This window comes from Stenotrophomonas sp. LARHCG68 (assembly GCF_052871705.1).
On record NZ_JBIXJV010000004.1, the window covers coordinates 43,142 to 68,236 of the forward strand.

The 25,095-nt window shown below is 67.3% G+C and carries 23 protein-coding genes; 6 read left to right on the top strand and 17 right to left on the bottom strand.

Annotation, left to right across the window (positions count from 1 at the left end; translation table 11 throughout):
• Positions 1-59: 59 nt before the first annotated feature.
• The 6 genes from ACIPR8_RS14365 to ACIPR8_RS14390 all read right to left on the bottom strand — a co-directional run bounded on the left by ACIPR8_RS14365 (position 60) and on the right by ACIPR8_RS14390 (position 5,453).
• Positions 60-1,292 (bottom strand): sensor histidine kinase, encoded by a 1,233-nt coding sequence (locus ACIPR8_RS14365; RefSeq protein WP_446541438.1) that lies wholly within the window; start codon positions 1,290-1,292, stop codon positions 60-62.
• A complete protein-coding gene (locus ACIPR8_RS14370) occupies positions 1,276-1,953 on the bottom strand; it encodes a winged helix-turn-helix domain-containing protein (protein ID WP_446541439.1) in 678 nt (225 codons plus the stop codon). The genes ACIPR8_RS14365 and ACIPR8_RS14370 overlap by 17 nt, the downstream gene beginning before the upstream one ends.
• A 202-nt stretch (positions 1,954-2,155) precedes the next feature.
• On the bottom strand, positions 2,156-2,836 hold the full coding sequence (locus tag ACIPR8_RS14375; RefSeq protein ID WP_446541568.1) for a L,D-transpeptidase family protein: 681 nt from the start codon (positions 2,834-2,836) through the stop codon (positions 2,156-2,158).
• A 157-nt stretch (positions 2,837-2,993) separates the two neighbouring features.
• Positions 2,994-3,263 carry a hypothetical protein gene (locus ACIPR8_RS14380; protein ID WP_132863125.1) on the bottom strand — a complete coding sequence of 90 codons (270 nt, stop codon included), beginning with the start codon at positions 3,261-3,263 and terminating at the stop codon, positions 2,994-2,996.
• A gap of 417 nt (positions 3,264-3,680) precedes the next feature.
• Positions 3,681-4,190: a DUF1963 domain-containing protein gene (locus tag ACIPR8_RS14385; protein ID WP_446541440.1), complete on the bottom strand. Its 510-nt coding sequence runs from the start codon at positions 4,188-4,190 to the stop codon at positions 3,681-3,683.
• A gap of 345 nt (positions 4,191-4,535) precedes the next feature.
• Positions 4,536-5,453: a LytTR family DNA-binding domain-containing protein gene (locus ACIPR8_RS14390; protein WP_446541441.1), complete on the bottom strand. Its 918-nt coding sequence runs from the start codon at positions 5,451-5,453 to the stop codon at positions 4,536-4,538.
• 153 nt (positions 5,454-5,606) lie between these two features.
• Here ACIPR8_RS14390 and ACIPR8_RS14395 point away from each other — a divergent pair, with 153 nt between their 5' ends.
• Positions 5,607-6,800 carry an acyltransferase family protein gene (locus ACIPR8_RS14395; protein WP_446541442.1) on the top strand — a complete coding sequence of 398 codons (1,194 nt, stop codon included), beginning with the start codon at positions 5,607-5,609 and terminating at the stop codon, positions 6,798-6,800.
• 104 nt (positions 6,801-6,904) lie between these two features.
• Here the strand turns inward: ACIPR8_RS14395 and recJ are convergent, their stop codons facing one another.
• From recJ to ACIPR8_RS14435, 8 genes are all read right to left on the bottom strand, one after another.
• On the bottom strand, positions 6,905-8,647 hold the full coding sequence (gene recJ, locus ACIPR8_RS14400) for a single-stranded-DNA-specific exonuclease RecJ (protein ID WP_446541443.1): 1,743 nt from the start codon (positions 8,645-8,647) through the stop codon (positions 6,905-6,907).
• Positions 8,640-9,563, bottom strand: a complete 924-nt coding sequence (locus ACIPR8_RS14405) for a phosphoglycerate mutase (RefSeq protein ID WP_132863120.1) — start codon at positions 9,561-9,563, stop codon at positions 8,640-8,642. The genes recJ and ACIPR8_RS14405 overlap by 8 nt, the downstream gene beginning before the upstream one ends.
• A gap of 2 nt (positions 9,564-9,565) precedes the next feature.
• Positions 9,566-10,030 carry a transcription elongation factor GreA gene (gene greA, locus ACIPR8_RS14410; protein WP_192287234.1) on the bottom strand — a complete coding sequence of 155 codons (465 nt, stop codon included), beginning with the start codon at positions 10,028-10,030 and terminating at the stop codon, positions 9,566-9,568.
• An 8-nt stretch (positions 10,031-10,038) separates the two neighbouring features.
• Positions 10,039-13,281, bottom strand: a complete 3,243-nt coding sequence (gene carB, locus ACIPR8_RS14415; protein WP_192285933.1) for a carbamoyl-phosphate synthase large subunit — start codon at positions 13,279-13,281, stop codon at positions 10,039-10,041.
• Positions 13,282-13,335: 54 nt separating this feature from the next.
• On the bottom strand, positions 13,336-13,890 hold the full coding sequence (locus tag ACIPR8_RS14420) for a hypothetical protein (protein ID WP_446541444.1): 555 nt from the start codon (positions 13,888-13,890) through the stop codon (positions 13,336-13,338).
• Positions 13,890-15,017, bottom strand: a complete 1,128-nt coding sequence (gene carA, locus ACIPR8_RS14425; protein ID WP_446541445.1) for a glutamine-hydrolyzing carbamoyl-phosphate synthase small subunit — start codon at positions 15,015-15,017, stop codon at positions 13,890-13,892. The genes ACIPR8_RS14420 and carA overlap by 1 nt, the downstream gene beginning before the upstream one ends.
• A 251-nt stretch (positions 15,018-15,268) precedes the next feature.
• The gene (gene dapB, locus ACIPR8_RS14430; RefSeq protein ID WP_446541446.1) at positions 15,269-15,985 is read right to left on the bottom strand and encodes a 4-hydroxy-tetrahydrodipicolinate reductase; all 717 of its coding nucleotides are present in this window, start codon (positions 15,983-15,985) and stop codon (positions 15,269-15,271) included.
• Positions 15,986-16,036: 51 nt separating this feature from the next.
• Positions 16,037-16,534, bottom strand: a complete 498-nt coding sequence (locus ACIPR8_RS14435) for a hypothetical protein (protein ID WP_132863114.1) — start codon at positions 16,532-16,534, stop codon at positions 16,037-16,039.
• Between the two features lie 91 nt (positions 16,535-16,625).
• Here ACIPR8_RS14435 and ACIPR8_RS14440 point away from each other — a divergent pair, with 91 nt between their 5' ends.
• Complete coding sequence (locus ACIPR8_RS14440; protein ID WP_446541447.1) at positions 16,626-17,387, top strand: 3-oxoacyl-ACP reductase; 762 nt, start codon at positions 16,626-16,628, stop codon at positions 17,385-17,387.
• 38 nt (positions 17,388-17,425) lie between these two features.
• Here ACIPR8_RS14440 and ACIPR8_RS14445 read toward each other — a convergent pair whose 3' ends face one another.
• From ACIPR8_RS14445 to ACIPR8_RS14455, 3 genes are read right to left on the bottom strand one after another with little or no spacing between them, the layout of a single operon-like run.
• Positions 17,426-17,680: a DUF6587 family protein gene (locus tag ACIPR8_RS14445; RefSeq protein ID WP_323438020.1), complete on the bottom strand. Its 255-nt coding sequence runs from the start codon at positions 17,678-17,680 to the stop codon at positions 17,426-17,428.
• Positions 17,680-19,536, bottom strand: coding sequence for a ferrous iron transport protein B (feoB, locus tag ACIPR8_RS14450; RefSeq protein WP_446541448.1), 1,857 nt, complete (start codon positions 19,534-19,536; stop codon positions 17,680-17,682). Before feoB ends, ACIPR8_RS14445 begins: the two co-directional genes overlap by 1 nt.
• A complete protein-coding gene (locus ACIPR8_RS14455; RefSeq protein ID WP_132863111.1) occupies positions 19,533-19,781 on the bottom strand; it encodes a FeoA family protein in 249 nt (82 codons plus the stop codon). Before ACIPR8_RS14455 ends, feoB begins: the two co-directional genes overlap by 4 nt.
• Before the next feature lie 126 nt (positions 19,782-19,907).
• Here ACIPR8_RS14455 and ACIPR8_RS14460 point away from each other — a divergent pair, with 126 nt between their 5' ends.
• From ACIPR8_RS14460 to ACIPR8_RS14475, 4 genes are all read left to right on the top strand, one after another.
• Complete coding sequence (locus tag ACIPR8_RS14460) at positions 19,908-20,696, top strand: enoyl-CoA hydratase-related protein (RefSeq protein ID WP_446541449.1); 789 nt, start codon at positions 19,908-19,910, stop codon at positions 20,694-20,696.
• Positions 20,697-20,715: 19 nt separating this feature from the next.
• Positions 20,716-21,609 (top strand): hydroxymethylglutaryl-CoA lyase, encoded by an 894-nt coding sequence (locus ACIPR8_RS14465; RefSeq protein WP_132863109.1) that lies wholly within the window; start codon positions 20,716-20,718, stop codon positions 21,607-21,609.
• Positions 21,606-24,158: a sensor domain-containing protein gene (locus ACIPR8_RS14470; protein ID WP_323438017.1), complete on the top strand. Its 2,553-nt coding sequence runs from the start codon at positions 21,606-21,608 to the stop codon at positions 24,156-24,158. The genes ACIPR8_RS14465 and ACIPR8_RS14470 overlap by 4 nt, the downstream gene beginning before the upstream one ends.
• Positions 24,159-24,240: 82 nt before the next feature.
• On the top strand, positions 24,241-25,011 hold the full coding sequence (locus ACIPR8_RS14475; RefSeq protein WP_446541450.1) for an SDR family NAD(P)-dependent oxidoreductase: 771 nt from the start codon (positions 24,241-24,243) through the stop codon (positions 25,009-25,011).
• The last annotated feature ends 84 nt before the right edge of the window (positions 25,012-25,095 follow it).

Below are 25,095 nucleotides of genomic sequence, written 5' to 3' on the forward strand. Positions count from 1 at the left end.
GACGGGGCCTACCTTAAAGAGCCAACCTGATATCCAGCTGACGGTCCCGATCCCGGCTACTACAGGCGCAGTTCGACGCGGGCCCCACCGCCATCCCGGTTCTCAAGGCGCAGTTCACCGCCATGCAGTTGCGCGATGTGTCGTACGATGGACAGCCCGAGGCCACTGCCGGGACTGTTGGGACCAGACATGAAGGGCTCGCCGACGCGTTCGAGCAGTGACTCGGGAAAACCCGGGCCGCGGTCCTCGACAACGACGGAGCTGCCCACCACGGTCACGCGAACACCCTCGTTCGTCCCGGCATTCGCCGCATGCACCAGCGCGTTGTCGATCAGGTTGCGGACTGCGATCTGGACCAGATTGACGTCGGCGTTCACTACGGACTCGGTCGCGTGGAGGTCCACCTGCGCATCCTCCGGAAGTACGGATTCAACCAGCAGGTCCAGACGCACCGGCTCCTTCGATACCGGCGTATCAACGGCATCCAGGCGGGCCAGCACCAGCAGCTTGTCCACCAGCCGTGTGGTCTGGCCAGCCACCCGTTCGACTTTCTCGAGTACCTGCGTGGGCGGTTCCCGCCCATCCCTGGCGGTCCCGCACAATGCCTGCAATCGCGCAACCGGCGTACGTAGTTCGTGTGCCGCGGCCGAAAGGAAGCGTTCCTGCTGCTCGAAGGACGCGATCGCCGGACGCATCGAACGCCGCGAAAGGAAGTAGCCAACCAGTATCCCGAACGCCGCAAAGCCGATCGCGATCAACAGTGTCGAGCGCACAAAGGCGGACTGCGCAGCATCACGCGCGGCAGGATCACCCAACACCAGGATGATGGCCGCAGGGCGATCACGCTCATCGTAGGTTTCCTTGGCATACAACAGAAATGGGCGACCACGTCGATCCCGGCCTTCGTGAACCGTATCGGTACCGTCGCGCGTCGCCATATCGGCAATGGCCGTGACGTCGGCCAGTTCGAACCGAGGGCGATCCGGACGCAGCAGCACCATCGCAGGTGCGCCTTGGCTCACCACCCAGACGTCTGCGCCACCATCAAGCACACCCGCCTCCTTGCGCAGCACCTCGTCATGGAACCTGCCATTGGCATCGAACCAGGTCAGCCCATACACGGCGGTCGCGCGGAGCCGCAGCGTGGAGGTGATATCGAGCTCGGTCAGCCGGGCATGCGTCAGGATCGCGACCACGCACAAGGCGATCACACAGAATAACCAGGCCAGGCTCCAGATCGCCGTCAGACGCAGATGCAACCGACGCAACAGCCGCTCACGCGCGCGCGACATCGGGAGTCTCCAGCACATAGCCCGTTCCACGCACGGTGCGCAGCAACGGGGGATTGCCGAGCTTGCGGCGCAGGGCCGCGATCAGCACCTCCTCGGCATTGGATGCCGGTTGCTGGTCTTCGCCCCAGCAGGCCGCGAGAAGGTCCTGCCGCGACACCACCTGCCCTGCCCGCTCGGCCAGCACCTGCAACAACGCGAATTCCTTGGGCCGTAACGGCAAAGCGATGCCGCCCCGCCGCGTCACGCGCCGGGCCAGATCAATTTCAAGATCGCCGATGTGGATCGTGCTGGGGCGGATCATGCCGCCACGACGGCCGATTGCACTGACGCGCGCGACCAGTTCGTCCATCGCAAACGGCTTGACCAGGTAATCGTCGGCACCGCCGGCGAAGCCCTCCACCCGGTCCTTGATCGAGTCACGTGCAGTGAGGAACAGCACAGGCGCAACAATACCGCTCTGGCGCCAGCGCAGCAGCGCGCCCAAGGCGTCACCGTCTGGCACGCTGCGATCAAGAAGCAGAACATCGTAGGCATAGGACTGCACGAAAGATTCCGCCTCTGCCAGGTCGCCTGCTTCGTCCACCGCATGGCCCTGCGCGCGCAGCCTGCCCGCCACGGACTCGCGCAAATCGGATTGATCTTCCAGGACGAGCAGGCGCATGCAGGCAGGATACTGCCACCGATACGCGAATCCCAGCGCGGCTTCGGCGTTGGGGATACAGGCATCTCAACGGGACATGCTGCTCCGCTGAAGCATCCTGAATGAGCCTGCAGCGTGGGCCGCAAGACCCGAGTCAGGGCAACCGGCAACGCTACTTCAGCGCGCCGCTATCGGGCACGCCAACGACAACGCGTTGACGCGCTTATCGGCCCGCGGACCGCTCGCGCTTGCCGTCGTCGTGCGGCGCCGTTGCACGGCTTTGCGCGAACTCCGGGAAGGTTTCGGCCAGCGATGCCTTGTCCGGAAGGATGTAGAACACCCCGCCCCGCTCGAACGTCGTGCGGACGACCTGTTCGTAGAATTCGGGCGAGAGGTTGATGCAGCCGTGGGTGACCCGATTGTCGTCCGGGGAAGGCGAAGCCAGACGCTCGGCGCGCCGTTCGGCCGGCACACCGGTGGCCGTGGGATGGATGGAAACCGCGGAGTCGTAGTCCACCCACAGGACTCGCCCGGCGTCGATCGAGGGGCCGAAGCCACCCACGAAGCGACCGGCGGGCGTGGTGCGGTCCCGGCCCGGGATCTCACGAAGCGCGAGGCCGGCGACGCCGGGCGCGGTGTGATCGCCGGTCGCCGAACCGAACAGGGCTGGTGCTGCACCACGAAGACGGCCATCGCCGCCGAACACAAGGACCTGTGCAGCGGCCTTGTCCATGATCGCGAACGGGTAGCCCTGGTTGTCCTTGCTGGCGACAACCCAGCCTGCGAGTTCAATCACCGTCTCGGACACGGCCTGGCCCGGCGGCAGCTGGTCGACTGCCGCAACCGGCGGTGCCACGTCATCCTTGGCGCTGGCCACGCCGATGCTCACGAACGCCAGCGCCATTGCCACGGAAATGGCTCGGATTGCGGGGTATGCGTGCGTACGGATGGGACGATTCCTTGGAATGAGGATTGCGCGATGGAAAGGAAACCAGTGGCCAGCAACGGCCACCGGATCCTGGATTCAGATGTTCGTCATGAATCGCGTGCGGAAAAGGGGATCAGCCACGCGGCGTACGGCGCGGGGCCCTTTCGAGCTGCTGGACGCGGCCCTCGATTTGATCCAGCCGTTGGTTTGCCTGCTGCGCGGACTGATTGGCCGATTCGGCACTCTGCGCTGCGCCCTGCACCTTCGCATCAAGTTGGTCCAGGCGCGAGTTGATCCCTGCAAACTCCTCTTTGTAGGTTGCACAGGACGCAAGACTCCCGGCTACGAGAATCGCCACACCAAGCCTGCGTGCCATCACCAGCTGTTGTTTGGTCAGAAACATTCCACTCCCTCCTTCGTCTGGGGAGTCTGGAATATAGCGGCGTTTTTTGCGGAGCCCGCAACCTGCTTTCAGCTGACGTTGGCGTACATCGATGCGTCGTGAAAGTGCGTGAATCGGCAGCGTTCCTGCCTGAAACCCTCATTCATCACGATAGATCGCAGCCGTTGAACGCGTATCGTCCGTCTGAAGGTGACTCGCGCATCCACCGAAAGTGAACCGGGCGCATGAATATTGATGCCGCTGTGCATCGACTGGCCCTCGTGACTTCGTCGATTCATCCCCATTCATCAGAACGGATCGTCACGCCTTGCGCGTGAGCGCCGTCGGCATCACCGATGGTGTTGCCCCGCACAATGCCCCCTGCAGACGTTCGCAACGTCCGAGGTGAACCCGCCTTGGGGGAATGAACCGCCGCGTCTAGTAGAACTGGCACGCCCAGCGCCAATCGCCGGACGGGGTGCGGAAGAAGTAGCCACGGCCGTTGTCGGCCCACATCCAGCCGACCTTCTCTTCCGAAGCGACCTGGAACACGTAGTCCTGCAGACCTACGCCATGCTGGATTTCCGTGGGATAGCCACCGAACTTGGTGCCTCCGTACCGCGAGAAGGCGTTGAAGAAGGCGTTGCTCGCCGCTTCGTCGTCATTCACCGGCCCCAGGTCGACCAACTCCCACGCATCTTCCCAGCCCGGCGCGTCATCGTCGACGCGATTCCAGGCAATGGGAAAAGGACGGAACGGCCCGGTATCGGCCTGGAGGGGGACCAGCCCCTCCAGGCGGGTGTACTCGCGGATGAGCCAGCCCTCCCCGTGCGGACGGTCAAACGGGTACTCGTGCCGATTCAGGAACAGCACCAGCAGTGCGATGCCCGCAAGCGCCTCGGGGACCACCGGGAGTTCGGACACCCGTACCTGCAGGAGGGGGAACATCGGCTCGCCCTGCCATTGCGGAACCGTCTCGCCGGGCAAGCCGACCGCCCGGCAGAACCAGGAGGTGGTCGGATCTTCCGGGGGCCTGAAGCCACCGACCCGTGCGACTGCCGCAGGGCGGAGCCTGGACCGAAGGTCTTTGAGAACGTGTGCTGCGTGGGGGGTCATGGGCACGGCCAACCGTATTGATCTGGCCCCGGGAGGCCGGTGATGTGACGAGCCTCTGGTGCACCCGGAGTGCGCCTGCTCACGTGATGGGGCCTGATCCCAGGGATGCCTGGCCCGGCCGCACGCATCCATCGAGTGGCCCCGTTCCGGCGTCAGGACTCGCGCACCGTCACGGTTTCACCGGCCCGGCAACCCTGCGGCCGGCGCTATTGCGCCCTCGCCCACTGTTTGCCGCACCGACGGCAGGTAACGACGGCTGCAGGGCACTACCTGCCCGTCATCCATCTGCAGTTCCGCTTCGCCGCCGTCGAGTGATCTTATCGACACCAGGTGCTTGATCTGCACCATCCAGCTGCGGTGCACCCGGATGAAGCGTCCGCCGGCCAGGCGCTCTTCCAGGCCGGCCATGGTGATGCGCAGCGGATAGTCATGCCCCTTCACCCGCAGGTTGACGTAGTTGCCGGCGGCCTGCGCCCACTCGATGTCCTCGGTGGCGATCAGGAAGTCCCTTCCAAGCTTGCGCACCAGCAGCCGTTCCGGCCGCTCGATGGGCTCCACCGGTGGACCTTCGTCCGGCTCGGCCAGCAGTTGTGCCTCGCCCTGCAGCCGGCGCAGCAGGAAGCGATAGCCTTCGATGAAACCGACGATCACCACCAGCGTGCGAATGTCCTTCAGGTATTCATAGAGCAGTTCCTGGCCCCAGCTGTGGACCCGGTACTGCTCGCCCATCAGCCGGTAGACCAGCATGCGCAGGCCGAACATCGCCAGCACGTGCAGCAGCGACGCCGGCACGCTGGCCAACAGGTACCCCGGCAATCGTTGCCGCCAGCTGTCTCGGTGCAGCGGGAAGCGCGAGGTCAGCCAGACGATGGCCGGCACCAGCACGAACAGCCAGACCAGGCCGCTGGAGAACTCCCAGACCCACGGTTCCCACGCCTCCATCGGCGGCCGGCCAGAGCGATTGGCATCCATCCATGTCGTGATCGCATTGCCGCTGCAGTTGAGCAGGACCACCAGCAACCAGAACACCACCTCCACTCGGCGTCGCCATGGACGGAAGCGGGTGAAGGCATCGAGAGCAGGTCGTTGTTCCATCCGCGCATTCTAGGGGAGCTGGCGCGACACGCTGCCGCGGCTCGTCCCCTCGTTGCCACCACCCGTCCCAAATCCCCTTCCATCAATCACTTGGCCTGCGCCGACGGACGCAGGCAGTGCTCTGATGCACGCCACTTCCAACGGGACTGGACCATGCAACGCCGCCACGATCTGGATTGGCTCAGGGTGATCGCCTTTGGACTGCTGGTGCTCTACCACGTGGGCATGTACTACGTGAGCTGGGGGTGGCACGTCAAAAGTCCGTTCGCCAATGAAGGCCCCGAGCCATTCATGCTGCTGAGCAGTCCCTGGCGCATGTCGCTGCTGTTCCTGATCTCCGGTGTGGCCACCGCCTACATGCTGCGCGGCCCCGCCAGCGGGTTCTTCCGCCGCCGCTCGCGCCAACTGCTGCTGCCCCTGCTGTTCGGGATGCTGGTGATCGTTCCACCGCAGGCCTACCTGCAGGTGGTCGAACAGCTGCCAGGCGGCTACGCCGAGTCGTACCTGGCCTTCTACGGCAGGTACCTGAGCGGGTACCACGGGTTCTGCGGGACCGACGGGGACTGCCTGCGGCTGCCTACCTGGAACCACCTGTGGTTCCTGCCCTATCTGTGGAGCTATACGGTGCTGGCATGGCTGGCGTGGCGACTGCTGCCAGCGACGGCGCTGCAGCGCCTGAGTGCGGCGCTCGGTCGGATGTTGTCGGGGTGGGGCGCGCTGTTGCTGCCGGTTGCCGTGCTCGCGGCGGCCCGCCTGCTGATGGTCGAGCGCTTCGAGCAGACCCACGCGCTGATCGATGACTGGTACAGCCACGCACAGTACTTCAGCGTGTTCCTGATCGGATTCCTGGCCGCGTTCGACAGCCGCTTCTGGGAAGCGCTGCAGCGCCTGCGGTGGGTGTCGTTGCTGGTGGCCGCCGCCTGCTATGCCACCCTCGTCCATGCGTGGTACTTCGCCGGATATGACGATGCGCACCCCATTCCCGAAGCGCTGCGACTGTGGTTGCGACTGGCCTGGGCGGCCGATCAATGGTGCGCGATCGCCGCCCTGCTTGGCTTCGCCTACCGTTGGCGCCATGCCGACAGCCGCGCCCTGCGCTACCTCACCATGGCGGTGTTCCCGGTCTACATCCTGCACCAGACCGTGATCGTGGTACTGGCCCATGCACTGAAGCCACTGAAGATTGCCCCCGCGCTTGAGGCCATGCTGCTGGTTGGAGCCACCTTCGCCCTGTGCTTGGCCGGCTATGCCTTGATACGCCGCGGCCGCATCCTGCGCCCGCTGTTCGGCCTGCACCCGCTCAATGGCAGCGCGGCATCAGCGGCGGCGGTACCCGACCGCCCGTAGAAGCCGAATGTCGGAGGAGCGGCCTTGGCGGCGAAGCTGAGACGCCTGCAGTAGCGAAGGCTCCGTATGCCCGGAATTGCCCGGCTTCGCGCCTGAAGGCGTGCCTACGGGGACGGCGCTTCTGCCGGGGTGCAATGCTCGATGATCAACTGGATGGCCTGACCACCACGGTAGTCGTCACCGACCAACCGGTAGGCGATATGCACACGGCTACCGGGGTCAGCGCCCTTCCAGCCGCTGAAATGGATCGCACTGATCTTCGCGTTGCCCCCTGGCGCGCGCAGCACCAGCTTCAGGTGCCGCTCTTTCAGCACGCGCCACTCCAGCACGTCGAACGCGCCATCGAACAGCGGCTCGGCGAAACCCTGGCCCCACGGCCCGGCCAGACGCAACGCTTCGGCATGGGTGAAGTCCAGCTCCGATGCCGACAGCTCGCCGTCGCTGAGCAGTTGTTGCTGCAGGGCGGCGGGGTCAATCGTGGCCAGCACCTGCTGTTCGAACGCGGCCTTGAAGGCATCCAGCCGCTCGCGCGGCAGGCTCAGGCCAGCGGCCATCGCATGGCCGCCGAACTTCTCCATCAAGCCCGGATGAGTGGCGTTGATCGCCGCCAGTGCATCGCGGATATGGAAACCGGGAATCGAGCGCGCGGAGCCACGCAATGCTGCACTGCCCGGTTCGGACGGCGCGAATGCAATCACCGGCCGGTGCAGCCTATCCTTCATCTTCGAGGCCACCAGCCCAACCACGCCCGGATGCCATTCGGCATCGAACAGGCAGGCGGCAACCGGGCGTTGCCCGTCGTCGGCCAGCAGTGCACGCGAGACGGCCAACTCGGCGTCGTCGGTCATCAACTGCTGCACGGCACGGCGTTCGGCGTTGATCTCTTCAAGCAACGCCGCGATCTCACGGGCCTGCGCGGGGTCTTCGGTCAACAGCAGCTCGATGCCCAGCGCCATGTCCTCCAGGCGCCCGGCCGCATTGAGGCGCGGACCCAGTGCAAAACCGATGTCGCTGCCGGTCAGTCGACGTGCATCGCGACCACTGGCCTCGATCAGCGCACGCAGGCCCACGCAGCCCTTGCCGGCGCGCAGCCGGCGCAGGCCCGCGCCCACCAGCGCACGGTTGTTCTCGTCCAGCGCGACCAGGTCGGCCACGGTGCCGACGGCGACCAGGTCCAGCAGCGTCAGCAGGTCCGGCTCGGGCTGCCCGGCAAAGGCCCCTTGCCCGCGCAGATGGCGACGCAACGCCATCAGCACGTAGAAGATCACCCCGACACCGGCAAGTGATTTGCTCGGGAACGCATCGCCATCCACGTTCGGATCGACGATGGCATCGGCCGGCGGCAGCTTCTCGCCCGGCAGATGATGGTCGGTGACCAGCACCTGCCAGCCCAGCGCCTTGGCGGCGTTGACGCCGGCATGGCAGGCAATGCCATGGTCCACCGTGACCAGCAGATCCGGCTGCAACGCGGCCAGCTCCTCGACCAACGACGGTGACAGGCCGTAGCCATGCACCATGCGGTTGGGCACGGCGTGCACCACGTCGCGCGCGCCCAGCAGGCGCAGGCCACGCACGCCCACCGCACACGCGGTGGCGCCATCGCAATCGAAATCACCGACGACCAGGATGCGCTTGTTGCCGGCGATCGCCGCGGCCAGCAGTTCAACCGCCGCCTGCATCCCGCCCAGCAACTCCGGTGCGTGCAGTTGCCCCAGCTTCGGCTGCGCCTGCTCCGCCGAGCGGGCACCACGCGCCGCGTAGATCCGCTGCAGCAGGGGCAGCGTCTGTGCATCCCATTGCCCGGCGTCGAGCACGTCGCGCCGGACGATCTTCACGGCATCACTCATCGGCCAACGTCGCCACCGGCTTCTTCCAGAAGCGCCACCGTTGCCCGCGATGGATGCGGTAATGCGTGCCGTCCTCGAAATCCAGGCGCAGCTCCTGCAGCTCACCGCGGTTGATCGCCTCCAGCAACGGCGTGATCGCATCACGCGTGAGCTGCTCCAGCGAACGCAACTGGCGCAGGTCGACCAACGCATCGACGGTCTGTTCCCCGCCCACGCGCACGCCGGCCATCTTGGCCAGGCCCTGCAACAGCGCGTCGCGGCTGCGCACCTGCGCATGCGCGGTCTGTACCGACGCCGGCAGCCGGCCGGCACCCCAGAACCACAATGAGTTCACCGCGCGCTTGCCCTGCGCGATGCGCTGCTCATTCCAGGAATGCTGGTGCAGCACCACCTGCGCTTCGGTCAGCAGGGCCCGCCATTGGCGGCCGGCCTCGCCCTCGGGCAGGTGCAGGAACAGGTCATCGCCCAGCGCGACGTCCGGGTCGACGAAGTCCGGCAGCGGCGTGTCCTCGGGCAGGCGCAGGTACCAGCGCGACGGCGTGGGGGCGTCCAGCTGGAAGCCGAACCCGGCGAACAACGGCTGCAGCGCGGGCAACAGTATGTCCGCATCGGGCTGCTCCAGGCGCAGCGTCTCGGCCGATGCCATCAGCCGTGCGCCCTGCATGTCCGGCGCCACGTTGGCCGGGTCGGCGCGCAGCCACAACGCACCGGCGGCATCGCCGGCATCGGCGTGGCGGCTCAATGCCGCCGCCGACCAGGTGTCGGCGGCGATGTCGAAATGCCGGCGCAGCTGCGCCGACTCTCCTGCATCGGCGAGCCCATGTTCGGCCCGCCCGAGCGCGGCGGCCACCGGTGCCGGCAATGCGCCGGCCGGGAAACGGCTGCGCGCAGGCAGCAGCAGCGTGGCCTTGGCCATCGTCAGTCGAGGTACTCGACGCTGACGATCTCGTACTCGCGCTGGCCGGCCGGCGCATCGATGGCGATGCTGTCGCCTTCGTTCTTGCCGATCAGCGCACGCGCCACCGGCGAGGAAATGGCGATCAGGCCCAGCTTGATATCCGCTTCCAGGTCACCCACGATCTGGTAACGCTTTTCCTCGTCGGACTCCACGTCGGCCAGCGTCACCGTGGCACCGAACACCACCTTGCTGCCGGCGTTGAGCTTGGTGATGTCGATGATCTCGGCATGCGACAGCTCGCCCTCCAGCTGCTTGATGCGGCCTTCGATGAAGCCCTGCTCCTCGCGCGCGGCGTGGTACTCGGCGTTCTCCTTCAGGTCACCGTGCTCGCGCGCCTCGGCGATGGCCGCAATGACCTTCGGGCGCTTGTCCGACTTCAGGTGATCCAGTTCCTCGCGCAGGCGCTGTGCGCCTTTCAGGGTAATCGGGGCTCTCATGCATTCAACTCCTTGTGCAGTTCCTGCAGCGACCAGACCGGGCCGGTGCCGCGGAATTCCAACGATTGCACCAATGCCTTGGCACCTGCAACCGTCGTCGAATAGGTGATGCGGTTCTGCAGCGCCTCGCGACGGATCGAGAACGAGTCGTTGATCGCGGCACGGCCTTCGGTCGTGTTGACGATGTAGACGATCTCGCCGTTCTTGATGCTGTCCACGATGTGCGGACGACCTTCCACCACCTTGTTGACCACCTCGCAGGTGTAGCCCTGCTGCTGCAGCCACGCCGCGGTGCCACGGGTGGCAACCAGCGAGTAGCCACGCTCGACCAGGCCCTGCACCGCCGGCATCACGCGCTGCTTGTCGGCATCACGCACCGAGATGAAGGCCTTGCCCAGCGGCGGGGTCTTGATGCCACCGGCTTCCTGCGCACGCGCGAAGGCGGCGCTGAAGCTGCGGCCCACGCCCATCACTTCGCCGGTGGAACGCATCTCCGGCCCGAGGATCGGATCCACGCCCTGGAACTTGGCGAACGGGAAGATGGCTTCCTTCACCGAGTAGTAGTCCGGCACCACTTCCTCGGTCGCGCCCTGCTCGGCCAGCGTCTTGCCGGCCATGCAGCGGGCGGCGATCTTGGCCAGCGCCATGCCGGTGGCCTTGGACACGAACGGCACGGTGCGCGAGGCACGCGGGTTCACTTCCAGCAGGAACACCACGTCGTTGCCGTCGGCGTCGGTCTGGATCGCGAACTGGGTGTTCATCAGGCCGACCACCTTCAGCGCCTTGGCCAGCTCGGTGACCTGGCGACGCAGTTCGGCCTGGGTCTGGGCCGACAGCGAGTACGGCGGCAGCGAGCAGGACGAGTCACCGGAGTGCACGCCGGCTTCCTCGATGTGCTCCATCACGCCGCCGATCAGGACGTTGCCGTCCTTGTCGCAGATGATGTCCACGTCGGCCTCGACGGCCGCGTCCAGGAAGTGGTCCAGCAGCACCGGCGAGTCGTTGGAGACCTTGACCGCGTCGCGCATGTAGCGCGCCAGGTCGGATTCGCCGTACACGATTTCCATCGCGCGGCCGCCCAGCACGTAGCTCGGGCGCACCACCAGCGGGAAGCCGATCTCGCGAGCCAGCGCCAGCGCCTCGTCGGCGGTGCGCGCGGTGCGGTTCGGCGGCTGCTTCAGGCCCAGGTCCTGGACCAGCTTCTGGAAGCGCTCGCGGTCCTCGGCCAGGTCGATGGAGTCCGGCGAAGTACCGATCACCGGCACGCCGTTGGCTTCCAGCGCTCGTGCCAGCTTCAGCGGGGTCTGGCCGCCGTACTGCACGATCACGCCCTTGGGCTGCTCCAGTTCGACGATCTCCAGCACGTCTTCCAGCGTCAGCGGCTCGAAGTACAGGCGGTCGGAGGTGTCGTAGTCGGTGGAGACGGTTTCCGGGTTGCAGTTGACCATGATGGTTTCATAGCCGTCCTCGCGCAGGGCGAGCGCGGCGTGCACGCAGCAGTAGTCGAACTCGATGCCCTGGCCGATGCGGTTCGGGCCACCGCCCAGGATCATGATCTTGTCGCGGTTGGTCGGCGCGGCCTCGCACTCGTCCTCGTAGGTCGAGTACAGGTAGGCGGTGCTGGTGGCGAACTCGGCCGCGCACGAGTCCACGCGCTTGTACACCGGGCGCACCTTGTGCGCGCGGCGCAGTGCACGGATGGCGGCTTCGTTGGTGCCGGTCAGCTGGGCCAGGCGGGCGTCGGAGAAGCCGGCACGCTTGAGCACGCGCAGGCGCGCGGCGTCGAGCGCGTCGATGCCCTCGGCCTGCACCTGCTTCTCGTCGGCGATGATTTCCTCGATCTGGTCCAGGAACCACGGATCGATGTGCGACAAGCCGTAGACGTCCTCCACGCTCATGCCGGTGCGCAGTGCATCACCGACGTAGAACAGGCGCTCCGGTCCCGGGGCCTTGAGCTCGCGCTTGAGCGTTGCGATGTCGTCTTCGCTGGCCAGGTCCAGGCCGGTCGGGTCCAGCCCGATCTTGCCGGTTTCCAGGCCACGCAGCGCCTTCTGCAGCGACTCCTTGAAGGTGCGGCCCATCGCCATCACCTCGCCCACCGACTTCATCTGGGTGGTCAGGCGCGCGTCGGCGGCCGGGAACTTCTCGAAGGCAAAGCGCGGGATCTTGGTGACCACGTAGTCGATGGACGGTTCGAACGAGGCCGGGGTCAGGCCACCGGTGATCTCGTTCTTCAGTTCGTCCAGCGTGTAGCCCACGGCCAGCTTGGCGGCGACCTTGGCGATCGGGAAGCCGGTGGCCTTGGAAGCCAGCGCCGAGGAACGCGACACGCGCGGGTTCATCTCGATCACGACCACGCGGCCGGTGGTCGGGCTGATGCCGAACTGCACGTTCGAGCCGCCGGTGTCCACGCCGATCTTGCGCAGCACGGCGATGGAGGCATCGCGCAGGCGCTGGTATTCCTTGTCGGTCAGGGTCTGCGCCGGGGCCACGGTGATCGAGTCACCGGTGTGCACGCCCATCGGGTCCAGGTTCTCGATCGAGCAGACGATGATGCAGTTGTCCGCGGTGTCGCGGACCACTTCCATCTCGAACTCCTTCCAGCCCAGCACCGATTCTTCCACCAGCACTTCGGTGGTCGGCGACAGCTCCAGGCCGCGGTTGACGATCTCGATCAGCTCTTCGCGGTTGTAGGCAATGCCGCCGCCGCTGCCACCCAGGGTGAAGGACGGGCGGATGATGGTCGGGTAGCCGACGCGGGTCTGGATCTCCAGCGCCTCTTCCAGCGTGTGGGCGACGGCGGCCTTCGGGCACTCCAGGCCGATCTCCTGCATGGCCACGCGGAACAGCTCGCGGTCCTCGGCCATGCGGATGGCGTCGCGCTTGGCGCCGATCAGCTCGACGTTGTACTTCTCCAGCACGCCGTGGTCGGCCAGGTCCAGCGCGCAGTTCAGCGCGGTCTGGCCGCCCATGGTCGGCAGCAGCGCGTCCGGGCGCTCCTTCTCGATGATCTTCTCGACGGTCTGCCAGTTGATCGGCTCGATGTAGACGGCGTCGGCCATCTCCGGGTCGGTCATGATCGTGGCCGGGTTCGAGTTGACCAGCACCACGCGGTAACCCTCGTCACGCAGCGCCTTGCAGGCCTGCGCGCCGGAGTAGTCGAACTCACAGGCCTGGCCGATGACGATCGGGCCGGCGCCGATGATGAGGATGGTCTTGAGGTCGGAACGCTTTGGCATTGTCTTCTCTAAGTCAGTACAGCGTGTCTGGGGGAAGTGATCGCACGCTGTCGATCAGGAAATCTGTTCCGGGTCCAGCGCGATCTTGCACTCGCGCTGCAGGGCATCGACGATCCGCTGGCTGAAGTCAGCGGGCGGCTCGTTGTCGTTGAAGGCCTGCATGAAGCGCTGGAAGGCCGGCTTGCCCATGAAATCGGCAATCTTGCGCTTGGTGGCCTCGTCCACGCCCGGGTCGGCCGGTTCCTTGCCGGCGGCGGCCGCGGCGGCGGTGGCGCGGAACGTCCGCGCCATGTCGGTGCCGGCCGGCGTGGCCAGGAACTGCTTCCACTCGCCCACCAGCTGCGCACCGTCGTCGCCGAAGGCGTCGGCGATGCCCTGCTGGAACTGTTCGCCCATCAGCCGGGACACCTGGGTGGAGGCGCAGGCCATGCCAGCCGCATCCTGGTCCTGCATGCCCGGCAGCTGTGCCAGCAACGGGCCGATGGCACTGCCTGCGAGGTTGCTCATGCCCAGCGCCTGCATGATCTCGCCCACGTCCTTGCGCTCAGCAGGTGCCGCCACCGCGGAGGTGGCCAGCAGCAGGCCGGCGATCAGCGCGATGGCGCGCATCAGGCCTTGGCCTCTTCCATCAGGGTGATGAAGCGGTCGAACAGAGGCGCCACGTCGTGCGGGCCCGGCGAGGCTTCCGGGTGGCCCTGGAAGGAGAACGCCGGCGCATCGGTCAGGGCGATGCCCTGGATGGTCTGGTCGAACAGCGAGCGGTGGGTGACCCGCACGTTGGCCGGCAGCACGCTCTCATCGATGGCGAAGCCGTGGTTCTGCGAGGTGATCATCACCCGGCCGCTGTCGATGTCCTGCACCGGGTGGTTGGCACCGTGGTGGCCGTGACCCATCTTCATGGTCTTGGCACCGGAGGCCAGGCCCAGCAGCTGGTGGCCCAGGCAGATGCCGAAGGTCGGCACCTTCGCGGCGACGAACGCCTTGATCGCGGCGATGGCGTAGTCGCACGGTTCCGGGTCGCCCGGGCCGTTGGACAGGAACACGCCATCGGGATTCATCGCCAGCACCTCGGCGGCCGGGGTCTGCGCCGGCACCACGGTGAGCTCGCAGCCGCGCTCGGCCAGCATGCGCAGGATGTTGGTCTTCACGCCGAAGTCGTACGCCACCACCTTGAACTTCGGCGCGGCGCGCACGAACTCATTGCGGTCCAGGTCCAGCTGGCCGTCGGCCCAGCCATAGGGCTTGTCGGTGCTGACCACCTTGGCCAGATCCATGCCCTTCAGGCCCGGGAACTTGCGGGCGGCTTCCAGCGCCTTCTCCACATCGATGTCGCCGGCCATCAGCGCTCCGTTCTGGGCGCCGCGCTCGCGCAGGATGCGGGTCAACTTGCGGGTATCGATGCCGGCGATGGCCACCACGCCGCGCTGGATCAGCCAGTCCTGCAGCGACACCTGGTTGCGCCAGCTGCTCGGGCGGCGCGGCACGTCGCGGACGATCAGGCCGGCGGCCCACACCTTGCTGGCCTCGTCGTCCTGGTCGTTCATACCGGTGTTGCCGATATGCGGATACGTCAGGGTGATCATCTGCCGGGCGTAGGACGGATCGGTCAGCATCTCCTGATAACCGGTCATGGCGGTGTTGAACACCACCTCACCCACGGACAGGCCGGGCGCGCCTACGGATTCGCCCTCGAATACGGTGCCGTCTTCGAGCACGAGGATTGCGGCTTGGGTCACGGGAATCTCACTTTGGCTACCGGGGGACTCCGAAGCCACGCCTGCGTCGCCGGCAAAAACCGGTTGCAAAAAAGCGCGGACGGCGGTCTGTAACCGGTCCGGCTGACGTGTTTCGGCGAGCGGGAATTGTAAGGCCAAGGGGGCGCCAGCGCCAGCGCCCCGTGATGCCATTCCCAAGGGTTTCAGCCGTAACAGAAAGCCAACGAACGCACGTACTGAGGCGTATTCAGCTTGACCCCCGCCCCGCCGGCTCAGCCCAGCAGGTCGCGGACCCGGTAACGGCCGGCCGCGCGGCCGGCCAGCTGCCGGGCGGCATGCAGCGCGCCACGGGCGAAGATGTCGCGGCTGGTGGCCCGGTGCACCAGCTCCACCCGCTCGCCGAGCCCGGTGAACTGGACGAAATGCTCGCCGATGATGTCCCCGGCGCGCAGGCTGGCGTAGCGCGGCTCGGCCCCGCCCTGCACGGCCGACTCGCCCAGCGTCAGCGCGGTGCCGGACGGAGCGTCCTTCTTGTGCACGTGGTGCGACTCGACGATGTCGCAGTCCCAGCCAGGCAGCGCCTGCGCGGCCCGCTCGACCAGCTCGGCCAGTACTGCCACGCCCAGGCTGAAGTTGGTTGCCCATACCAGCGCGACGCGCCCTGCCGCGCTGTTCAACGCTGCCTGCTGCGCGTCGCTGATGCCGGTGGTGCCGGACACCAGGCCGACGCCACGTTCGGCGCACAACGCCAGCACCGGGTCAAAGCCTTCCGGCAGGCTGAAGTCGATGGCCACGTCGAACGCCGGCACGCCGGCCAGCTCACTGGCCGCGAAGTACGGGATGCCCTCGACCACGCGCTGGGTCGGCGGCTTGCGCACCACGGCGGCGACAACCTGCAGGGATGCATCCTCGGCAGCCAGGCGCAGCAGGGCCTGGCCCATGCGCCCGGAGGCGCCGTGTATCAACAGACGGATCGGAGTGTTGTTCATGGCGGGGAAACTAACGCCTGCGACCGACCTGCGACAAGCCGCAGGCCTGCATCAATGATTCGCACCGGCGTGCACCACCGCCACGCTGCGCGTCACCAGCACCTTCCAGCGGTTGCGTTCGATCGTGTCGCGCCCACGGCTGACCATCCGCATGCCGGGGATCTCCAGCACCGAGGACAACTCGACCTTGGCCGTGCTGCCGTCCTCGGAGAGCGTGATGCTCTTGATGGTCTGCTGGTGGCGCAGCGGGATGCGCCCCAGCTGCGCCTGCAACTGGCGCATCATGTCCATCGTCCGGGCCAGCTCGGCGCAGTATTCCTTCTTGCCGAGCGAACGCTCGGACTGCGCGTTCTCGGTCTTCATGACCACGGACTGCTGGTAGTCCTCGGCCAGCAGTTCGCACAGCGCCTTGTCGTCTGCGATTGCCATGGCCTCGTCGGCGCGCTCGTAGAACGCCCGCACCTGCCTTTCACTGAGCGAATTCCCGCCCCACTGGTAAATCCCCACCACCGCCGCGATCACCACGGCCAGCGATACCAGAAACTTCATCCAAGCCCCCTTGGTCTGCATCCTGCAAGACCGCTGATTGTATAGCGCCTGCTACCCTGCGCGCACTTCGAACCAACGGTCTGCAACACCCATGAATATCTCCGAGCAACGGGTCCTGATCACCGGCGCCGGCCGCGGCCTGGGGGCCGCGCTGGCGCGCGCGTTCGCGGCCGAAGGGGCAAGCGTCGTCCTCAACTATTGCCACAGCCAGGCCGCCGCCGAGGCACTGGCCGGGGAGCTGGGCCCACGCGCGCTGGTCCTGCGCGCCGATGTCCGCGATCGCGTCCAGGTGGATGCCATGGTCGCCACCGCCACCGCCCATTTCGGCCAGCCCATCAATGTCGTGGTCAACAACGCGCTGGTCGATTTCGCGTTCAATGGCGATGCCCGTGCCAAGGCGGACACGATCCGGTGGCAGGATTTCCACCGCCAGTTCGAAGGCAGCGTGCAGGGCGCGCTGAACACCGTGCAGGCCACCCTGCCCGGCATGCGGGCACGGTGCTTCGGACGCATCATCAACGTCGGCACCAACCTGTTCCAGAACCCGGTCGTGCCCTATCACGACTACACCGCCGCCAAGGCCGCCCTGCTCTCGCTGACCCGCACCCTGGCAGGCGACCTCGGGCCGGACGGCATCACCGTCAACATGGTGTCCGGCGGCCTGCTGCGCACCACCGACGCCAGCGCGGCCACCCCGGAGGCGGTGTTCGACTACATCGCCGCGAACACCCCGCTGCGCGAGGTGACCACGCCGGAACAGTTCGCCGACGCCGCGCTGTTCTTCGCCTCACCGTGGGCACGCGCGGTGACCGGGCAGAACCTGGTCGTCGATGGCGGATTGGTCCGAGATTGACCTGGAAACACGAACGCCGGGCAGGCCCGGCGTTCGGTTCAATGCTGCTTGGGCGCCTTGGTGTCGCAGCTGCTGCAACCACCGCAGGCACCGCCGCCATTGGCGGGCGGGGGCGCAAGCCGCCGCCCCCACTCCTGCAACCGTTGCGAATGCGCCGGCTTCACCAGCCACAGCGCCAGTGCACCGCGCAGGCGCCGCACCACGCCGGGGAACTGCTTCTTCAGCACGACCCAGGCGCTGACCAGCACAGCCAGCGCGATGACCAGGTACTGCAGCAGCATGCCCCTGTCCATCAGCCTGCCCCCAGCGCCTTGGCTACCTGGTAGGTCACCAGCGCGGCCAGGTACGCCGCCGCGAACAGGTACACCGTGGCAAACGCCATCTGCTTCCAGGAGTTGGTCTCGCGGCGGATGGTGGCCAGCGTCGAGATGCACATCGGCGCGTAGATGAACCACACCATCAACGACAGGCCGGTCGCCAGCGTCCAGCCGTCGCTGATCACCGGGGTCAGCGCCTGGATGGCGGCATCGTCATCGGCCGCGGACAGCGCATAGATGGTGGCCAGCGAGGACACCGCCACTTCGCGCGCGCCCATGCCCGGGATCAGCGCGATGCAGATCTGCCAGTTGAAGCCCAGCGGGGCGAAGATCACCGCCATCGCATGGCCGATCTGGCCGGCGAAGCTGTAGTCGATGGCCGGCATGGTCGCGTTCTCCGGCGCGCCGGGGAAGGACAGCAGGAACCACAGCAGGATGGTCAGCGCCAAGATGATGCCGCCCACGCGCTTGAGGAAGATCATCGCGCGCTCGTACAGGCCCACCGCCAGGTCACGCGGGTTGGGCAGACGGTAGGACGGCAGCTCCAGCATCAGCGGGTGCTCGCTCTTGTCGCGGCGGAACTTCTTCATCGTCCAGGACATCATCAGCGCACTGAGGATGCCCGCCACGTACAGGGCAAACAGCACCAGCCCCTGCTGGTTGAACACGCCCCACACCGTCCTGGCCGGGATGAACGCGCCGATCAGCAGCGCATACACCGGCAGGCGCGCCGAACAGGTCATCAACGGCGCGACCAGGATGGTGGCCAGGCGGTCACGCGGGTCCTGGATCGAGCGGGTCGACATGATGCCCGGCACCGCGCAGGCGAAGCTGGACAGCAACGGGATGAACGAGCGCCCAGACAGGCCGGCCGACGCCATCATCCGGTCCAGCAGGAAGGCAGCGCGCGGCAGGTAGCCGGACTCCTCCAGCGCCAGGATGAAGAAGAACAGGATCAGGATCTGCGGCAGGAACACGATCACCCCGCCCACGCCGGCGATGATGCCGTCCACCAGCAGGCTGCTCAGCGGCCCTTCCGGCAGATTGGCCGCGGCGAACTCACCCAGCCAGCCGAAGCCGGCCTCGATGCCGTCCATCAGCGGGGTCGCCCAGGCGTACACCGCCTGGAAGATCAGGAACATCACCACCGCCAGCGTCAGCAGCCCGTACACCGGGTGCAGCAGCCAGCGGTCGAGCGTGTCGTCGACCTTGCCGGTGCGGCTGGGCATGCGCACCGCCGCTTCCAGGATGGCGCGCACCTGGGCGTGGTGCTCGCCGGCTTCCACTGGTTGCTGCAGGGGCTGCGAAGCCAGCTGCGGCACCAGCCCGTCGATGCGCTCGACCAGGGCCTTGGCCCCGTTGCGCTGCACCGCGACGGTTTCCACCACCGGCACGCCCAGTGCCTTTTCCAGCGCCGGCACGTCGATCTCGATGCCGCGACGGCGCGCCGCATCCACCATGTTCAGGGCCACGATCATCGGCTTGCCCAGCTCACGCACCTCCAGCGCGAAGCGCAGGTGCAGGCGCAGGTTGGTCGCGTCGATCACGCAGATCAGCGCATCCGGCGCGGCCTCGCCGGGGTAGAAACCACGGCACAGGTCACGGGTGATCGCCTCGTCCAGGCTGGCCGGGTGCAGGCTGTAGGCGCCGGGCAGGTCCAGCACCGCGTACTCGCGGCCGGACGGGCCGCGCATGCGGCCTTCCTTGCGTTCGACGGTGACGCCGGTGTAGTTGGCCACCTTCTGGCGGCTACCGGTCAGCTGGTTGAACAAGGCGGTCTTGCCGCTGTTCGGGTTGCCGACCAGCGCCAGCCGTGCCACTGCCCCACTCATGCCGATACTCCTTCAGTACGCACGCGCACCCGGGCCGCTTCGCTGCGGCGCAGGGCAAAACGGGTGAAACCCACCTGGAACAGCAGCGGCTCGCCGCCGACCGGGCCCCGCGCCACCAGGCGCACCTCCTCGCCGTTCACGAAGCCCAGCTCACGCAGGCGGCGCGCAATGGCGTCATTGGGATGCAGGTCCTGTACGTCTTCAACCTTGGCGGAGGCATGCAGCGGCAACTCGGACAACGTCACTGAATGGGCCCTTCTAAGGAGTTGATAAGAATGGTTATCAATTCTAGCATCGCCGCGTCGCGTCATGGCGTCCCAGTCCTGCACCGCTATGATTCGCGCACTTACCGTTCAACTCAGGCTTTCCCGATGAGCGATGCATTGCTCGTACACCGCCAGGGCGCCGTCGCGACCCTGCAACTGAACCGCCCGGAACTGCACAACGCATTCGACGCCGCGCTGATCCAGACCCTGACCACCGCTTTGGAAACCGTCGGCAATGACCCGACGGTGCGCGCCGTGGTCCTTTCGGGGGCCGGCGCCTCCTTCTCGGCCGGCGCCAACCTGCAATGGATGCGCGCGATGGCCAGCGCCAGCCAGGACGAGAACCGCCAGGACTCGCTGGCCCTGGCCCGGCTGATGCGCACCCTGGACGAGCTGCCCAAGCCGACCATCGCCCGCGTCCACGGTGCCGCGTTCGGTGGTGGCGTCGGCCTGGTGGCCTGCTGTGACATCGCCATCGCTGCCGAAGGTGCCCGCTTCGGCCTGACCGAAAGCCGCCTCGGGCTGCTGCCGGCGGTGATCTCGCCCTATGTGATCGCGGCCATCGGTCCGCGCCAGGCGCGCCGCTGGTTCGCCACCGGCGAGCACTTCGGTGCGGCCACCGCCGCGCAGATCGGCCTGGTCCACCAGGTGGTCGCGGCCGAGGCCCTGGACGCGGCCGTGGACGCCCAGCTGTCGCTGCTGGCCAAGGCCGGCCCGGTCGCCGCGGCCTCGGCCAAGGTCCTGGTCCGTGAAGTGACCGCCGCCGGCGGTGACCGCGATGCCCTGGACCGTGCCAACGCCGGCCTGATCGCCGCGCTGCGCGCCTCCAATGAAGGCCGCGAAGGCCTGACCGCCTTCCTCGAGAAGCGCCCGCCCGCCTGGGCCTCCCCGTGACCGCAGGTATCGCAACGCCATGAACGATTTCGTCCGCATCGTGGAAGTAGGCCCGCGCGATGGCCTGCAGAATGAAAAGCAGCAGGTGGCCACCGCCGACAAGATCGCGCTGATCGACCGGCTCTCGGCCACCGGCCTGCGCAGCATCGAGGCCACCAGCTTCGTCAGCCCCAAATGGGTGCCGCAGCTGGCCGACGCCGCCGAGGTGTTTGCCGGCATCCAGCGCCGCCCCGGCGTGAACTACCCGGTACTGGTACCCAACGAACAAGGCTACGAGCGCGCGCTGGCGGTCGGGGTCCAGGAAGTGGCGGTGTTCACCGCCGCCTCCGAGCAATTCAACCTGAAGAACACCAATGCCGGCATCGACGAATCGCTGCGTCGCTTCGAGCCGGTGCTGGCCCGCGCCAAGGCCGATGGCATCAAGGTCCGCGGCTATGTCTCCACCGTGCTCGGCTGCCCCTACCAGGGCGAGGTGCCGCTGGCCGACGTGGTGCGCGTGGCGCGCAGCCTGCATGCGATGGGCTGCTACGAGATCTCGCTGGGCGACACCATCGGCGTGGGCACCCCGCTGAAAGCGCGGGCGATGCTGCAGGCGGTTGCCGCCGAACTGCCGGTCGACGCCCTGGCCATCCATTTTCACGACACCTATGGGCAGGCGCTGGCTAATATCGCCACATGCCTGGACGTGGGGGTCCGGGTGGTGGATTCGGCGGTCGCGGGCACCGGGGGGTGCCCCTATGCGCGTGGCGCCAGTGGTAATGTCGCCAGCGAGGACGTCGTCTACATGTTGCACGGTATGGGGATGAGCACCGGCGTCGATCTGCCGGCGCTTGCCGCCACGGGGAACTGGCTCGCCGAACGGCTGGGCCGGCAGACAGGCAGCAAGACAGGAAAGGCTTTGACAGTGTCATGACCGGAACCGGCCAGCGCATAGTCCACGCGGAGGGGGAACACCCCGCCGCCCACGTCGATGCGCTCGCCGGGCTGGACCAGGCCCTGCACCAGCCGCTGCCGCTTGCCCTGCAGCAGGTACTGGTCGCCGCCCGCGCCGCACTCAGCGAGGCAATGACCGAGCGGCACGCCGCCCAGCGCCGCTACGAGGCGCTGTTCGATGCGGTGCCCGACCCGGTCAGCATCCTCAGCGCCACCGGTGTCGTGCTGGACCTCAACAAGGCCGGCATCGAGGCCTACGGCCGGACCCGCGAGGAAATCGTCGGCCAGCCCATCGAACTGCTCAACCCCGACCTGCCCGCCGACCACCTGGAGCCGGTCTGGGAAACCCTCCACCGCGGCGAGACCTACGTGGTGGAAGTCACCAACATGCGCGGCGACGGCAGCCGCTTCCCGGTGGAAGTGCATTCGGCGGTGTTCGAGCATGACGGCCAGCAGTGCATCGTCGCCGTCGCCCGCGACCTGAGCCGGCGCTGGCAGGCCGAAACGCGCTACCGCCTGCTGCTGGAGTCCATCGACAAGGGAGTGATGCTGTTCGACCGCAGCTTCAACATCCTCTCGGCCAACCCCGCCGCGCACCGCATCCTGCAACTGACCAACCACCTGCCGGCCCGCGCACCGGTGGATGCCGATGAGTGGATCACCGTCGACGAGCGCGGCCGCCGCCTGGGCATGGAGCAATGGCCGGTCGCACGCGCGTTCCGCGACGGACGCATCATCCCCAGCACCATCGTCGGCCTGTACCACCGGCCGCACGGCCGCATGATCTGGATCTCGATGACCACCGTGCCGGTGTTCTCGTCCAACTGCGACCTGCCCGACCACGTGTTCTCGCTGTTCAGCGACATCACCGAACTCAAGCGCGACCATGCCTTGTTCGATCGCGCCCAGGCCCTGGCCCACATCGGCGGCTGGGAATGGGACCGCGGCCAGAAGCGCCTGTACCTGACCGGCGAAGCCCAGCGCATCCTCGGCCAGGCCCAGCCGCCGGAGGACCTGGACACCCTGCTCGGCTGCCTGAACCTGGGGTCGCGCCAGTTGCTGCGCGAGGCCATGGACCGGGTGGTCGAGCAGCGTGCCGGCTTCGAGTTGGAGCTGCAGGGGCAGCGCGCGAACGGGCACAGCTTCTGGATCCGCATGATCGGCGAGGTCGAGCCCGGCGACCTGGCCTCCAGCCGCATCGCCGGCACCCTGCAGGACATCACCGAATCCAAGCAGGCCGAGGAAACGCTCAAGAACCAGGCCCGCACCGATCCACTGACCGGCATCATGAACCGCGATGCCGCGCTCACCGACCTGGAAGCGCGCCTGAGCAACCCCTCCCACGCCGGCGTGGCGGTGCTGTACATCGACCTGGACCGCTTCAAGACCGTCAACGACGTGCTCGGCCACAATGCCGGGGACCAGTTGCTGATCGAGGCAACCCGCCGCATCAGCCAGGCCATCGGCACCGAGGGCCTGCTGGCCCGCTTCGGTGGCGACGAATTCGTGGTCACCTGCGATGCCCGCGACCTGCCACAACGCCCCGAGCAACTGGCCCAGGCCATCACCGACGCCTTCGTGCCGCCCTTCCAGTTCGGCAAGGACGAGTTCGCGGTCACCACCAGCATCGGCATCGCCCGCGCGCCGCAGCATGGGCAACGCCCGCAGCAGCTGATCCAGAACGCGGACCTGGCCATGTATGAGTGCAAGCGCCGCGACCGCAATGGCTGGCAGGCGTTCTCGCCGGAGCTGGCCCGGCGCCAGCGCGACCGCCTGCAGATCGAACGGCGCCTGCGCAAGGCCTTGGAACGCGACGAGTTCCGGCTGGTGTACCAGCCACAGGTGGACCTGCGCAGCGGCGAACTGGTCGCCTGCGAAGCGCTGATCCGCTGGCACGACCGGCAACTGGGCGAGCTGCGCCCGGATATCTTCATCAGCCATGCCGAGAACACCGGCGACATCGTCCGGATCGGCGACTGGGTGTTGCACCAGGCCTGCCAGCAGATCCGCGAATGGCGCGACCAGGGGCTGGGGTTGGTGCGGGTGGCGATCAACGTCTCCTACCGCCAGTTCAGCGGCGACCGGCTGGCGCACCAGGTCCAGTCGGCACTGCAGGCCTTCGACCTGCCCGGCAGCGCGCTGGAGCTGGAGTTCACCGAACGGGTCCTGATCGAGGACGCCCCGGCCACCCTGCGCACCTTCGCCGAGCTGCGCGGGATGGGGGTGATCCTGACCATCGACGACTTCGGCGAGGGCTACAGCGCCCTGAACTACCTGCGCAACCTGCCCATCCATGGCCTCAAGCTCAGCCAGCTGTTCATCGGCGGGGTGCCACGCAACCGTTCCGACGTGGCGGTCTGCGAGGCGGTCTGCGGCATTGCCCGCAGCCTGGGCCTGGGGCTGGTGGCCGAGGGCATCGAGTCCGAGGCCCAGCGCCAGTTCCTGCTGGAGCTGGGCGTGCCGGTCGGCCAGGGCTTCCTGTTCTCCCCGGGCCTGTCCCCGGGGGAACTGGCCCTGCGCCTGCGCTGAAACGGCCAGCCGGCCTGCCCCTCTGGGCGGAGCAGGCGCATCCGCTAGAATCGGTGGTCCATTTTTCCGCAGGATCGTTCCAATGCAGCTGTCCTCCGTGCGTGCTGTCATCACCGGTGGTGTTTCCGGCCTCGGCCTCGGCGTCGCCCAGTTCCTGGTCGCCAACGGCGGCAAGGTCGCCCTGTTCGACCTCAATGACGAGAAGGGTGCGGCCGCCGTCGCCGAACTGGGCGCCGACAATGCCCGCTACTTCACCACCAACGTCACCGACGAGGCCGGCGTGGCCGCCAACCTGGCCGCCGCCAGGGACTTCCTGGGCGGGCTGAACGTGGTGATGAACTGCGCCGGCATCCTTGGCGCCGGCCGCGTGCTGGGCCGCGAGGCCCCGATGCCGCTGGCCAATTTCCAGACCACGGTGATGGTCAACCTGGTCGGCAGCTTCAACGTGGCCAAGGCCGCGGCCGACCTGATGCAGCACAACGAGGCCTCGGCCGATGGCGAGCGCGGGGTGATCATCAACACCGCCTCGGTGGCCGCCTATGAAGGCCAGATCGGCCAGGCCGCGTACTCCGCCTCCAAGGGCGGCGTGGTCGGCATGACCCTGCCGATGGCCCGCGAGCTGTCGCGCTTCGGCATCCGCGTGCTGACCATCGCCCCGGGCGTGTTCTGGACCCCGATGGTCGATGGCATGCCCTCGAACGTGCAGGAATCGCTGGCCACCTCCATCCCGTTCCCGTCGCGGCTGGGCCAGCCGGCCGACTTTGCCAGCCTGGTCGGCCACATCATTGGCAATACCTACCTCAACGGTGAGACTATTCGCCTTGACGGTGCCGTGCGTCTGGCACCGAAGTGATCCCCCCGCGGGCGCCCCCCGGGCGCCCGCCGCCGGTTACCCCACCCGACTGTCCAAGCCTGAAAGCCACCGCTAACAAGAAAG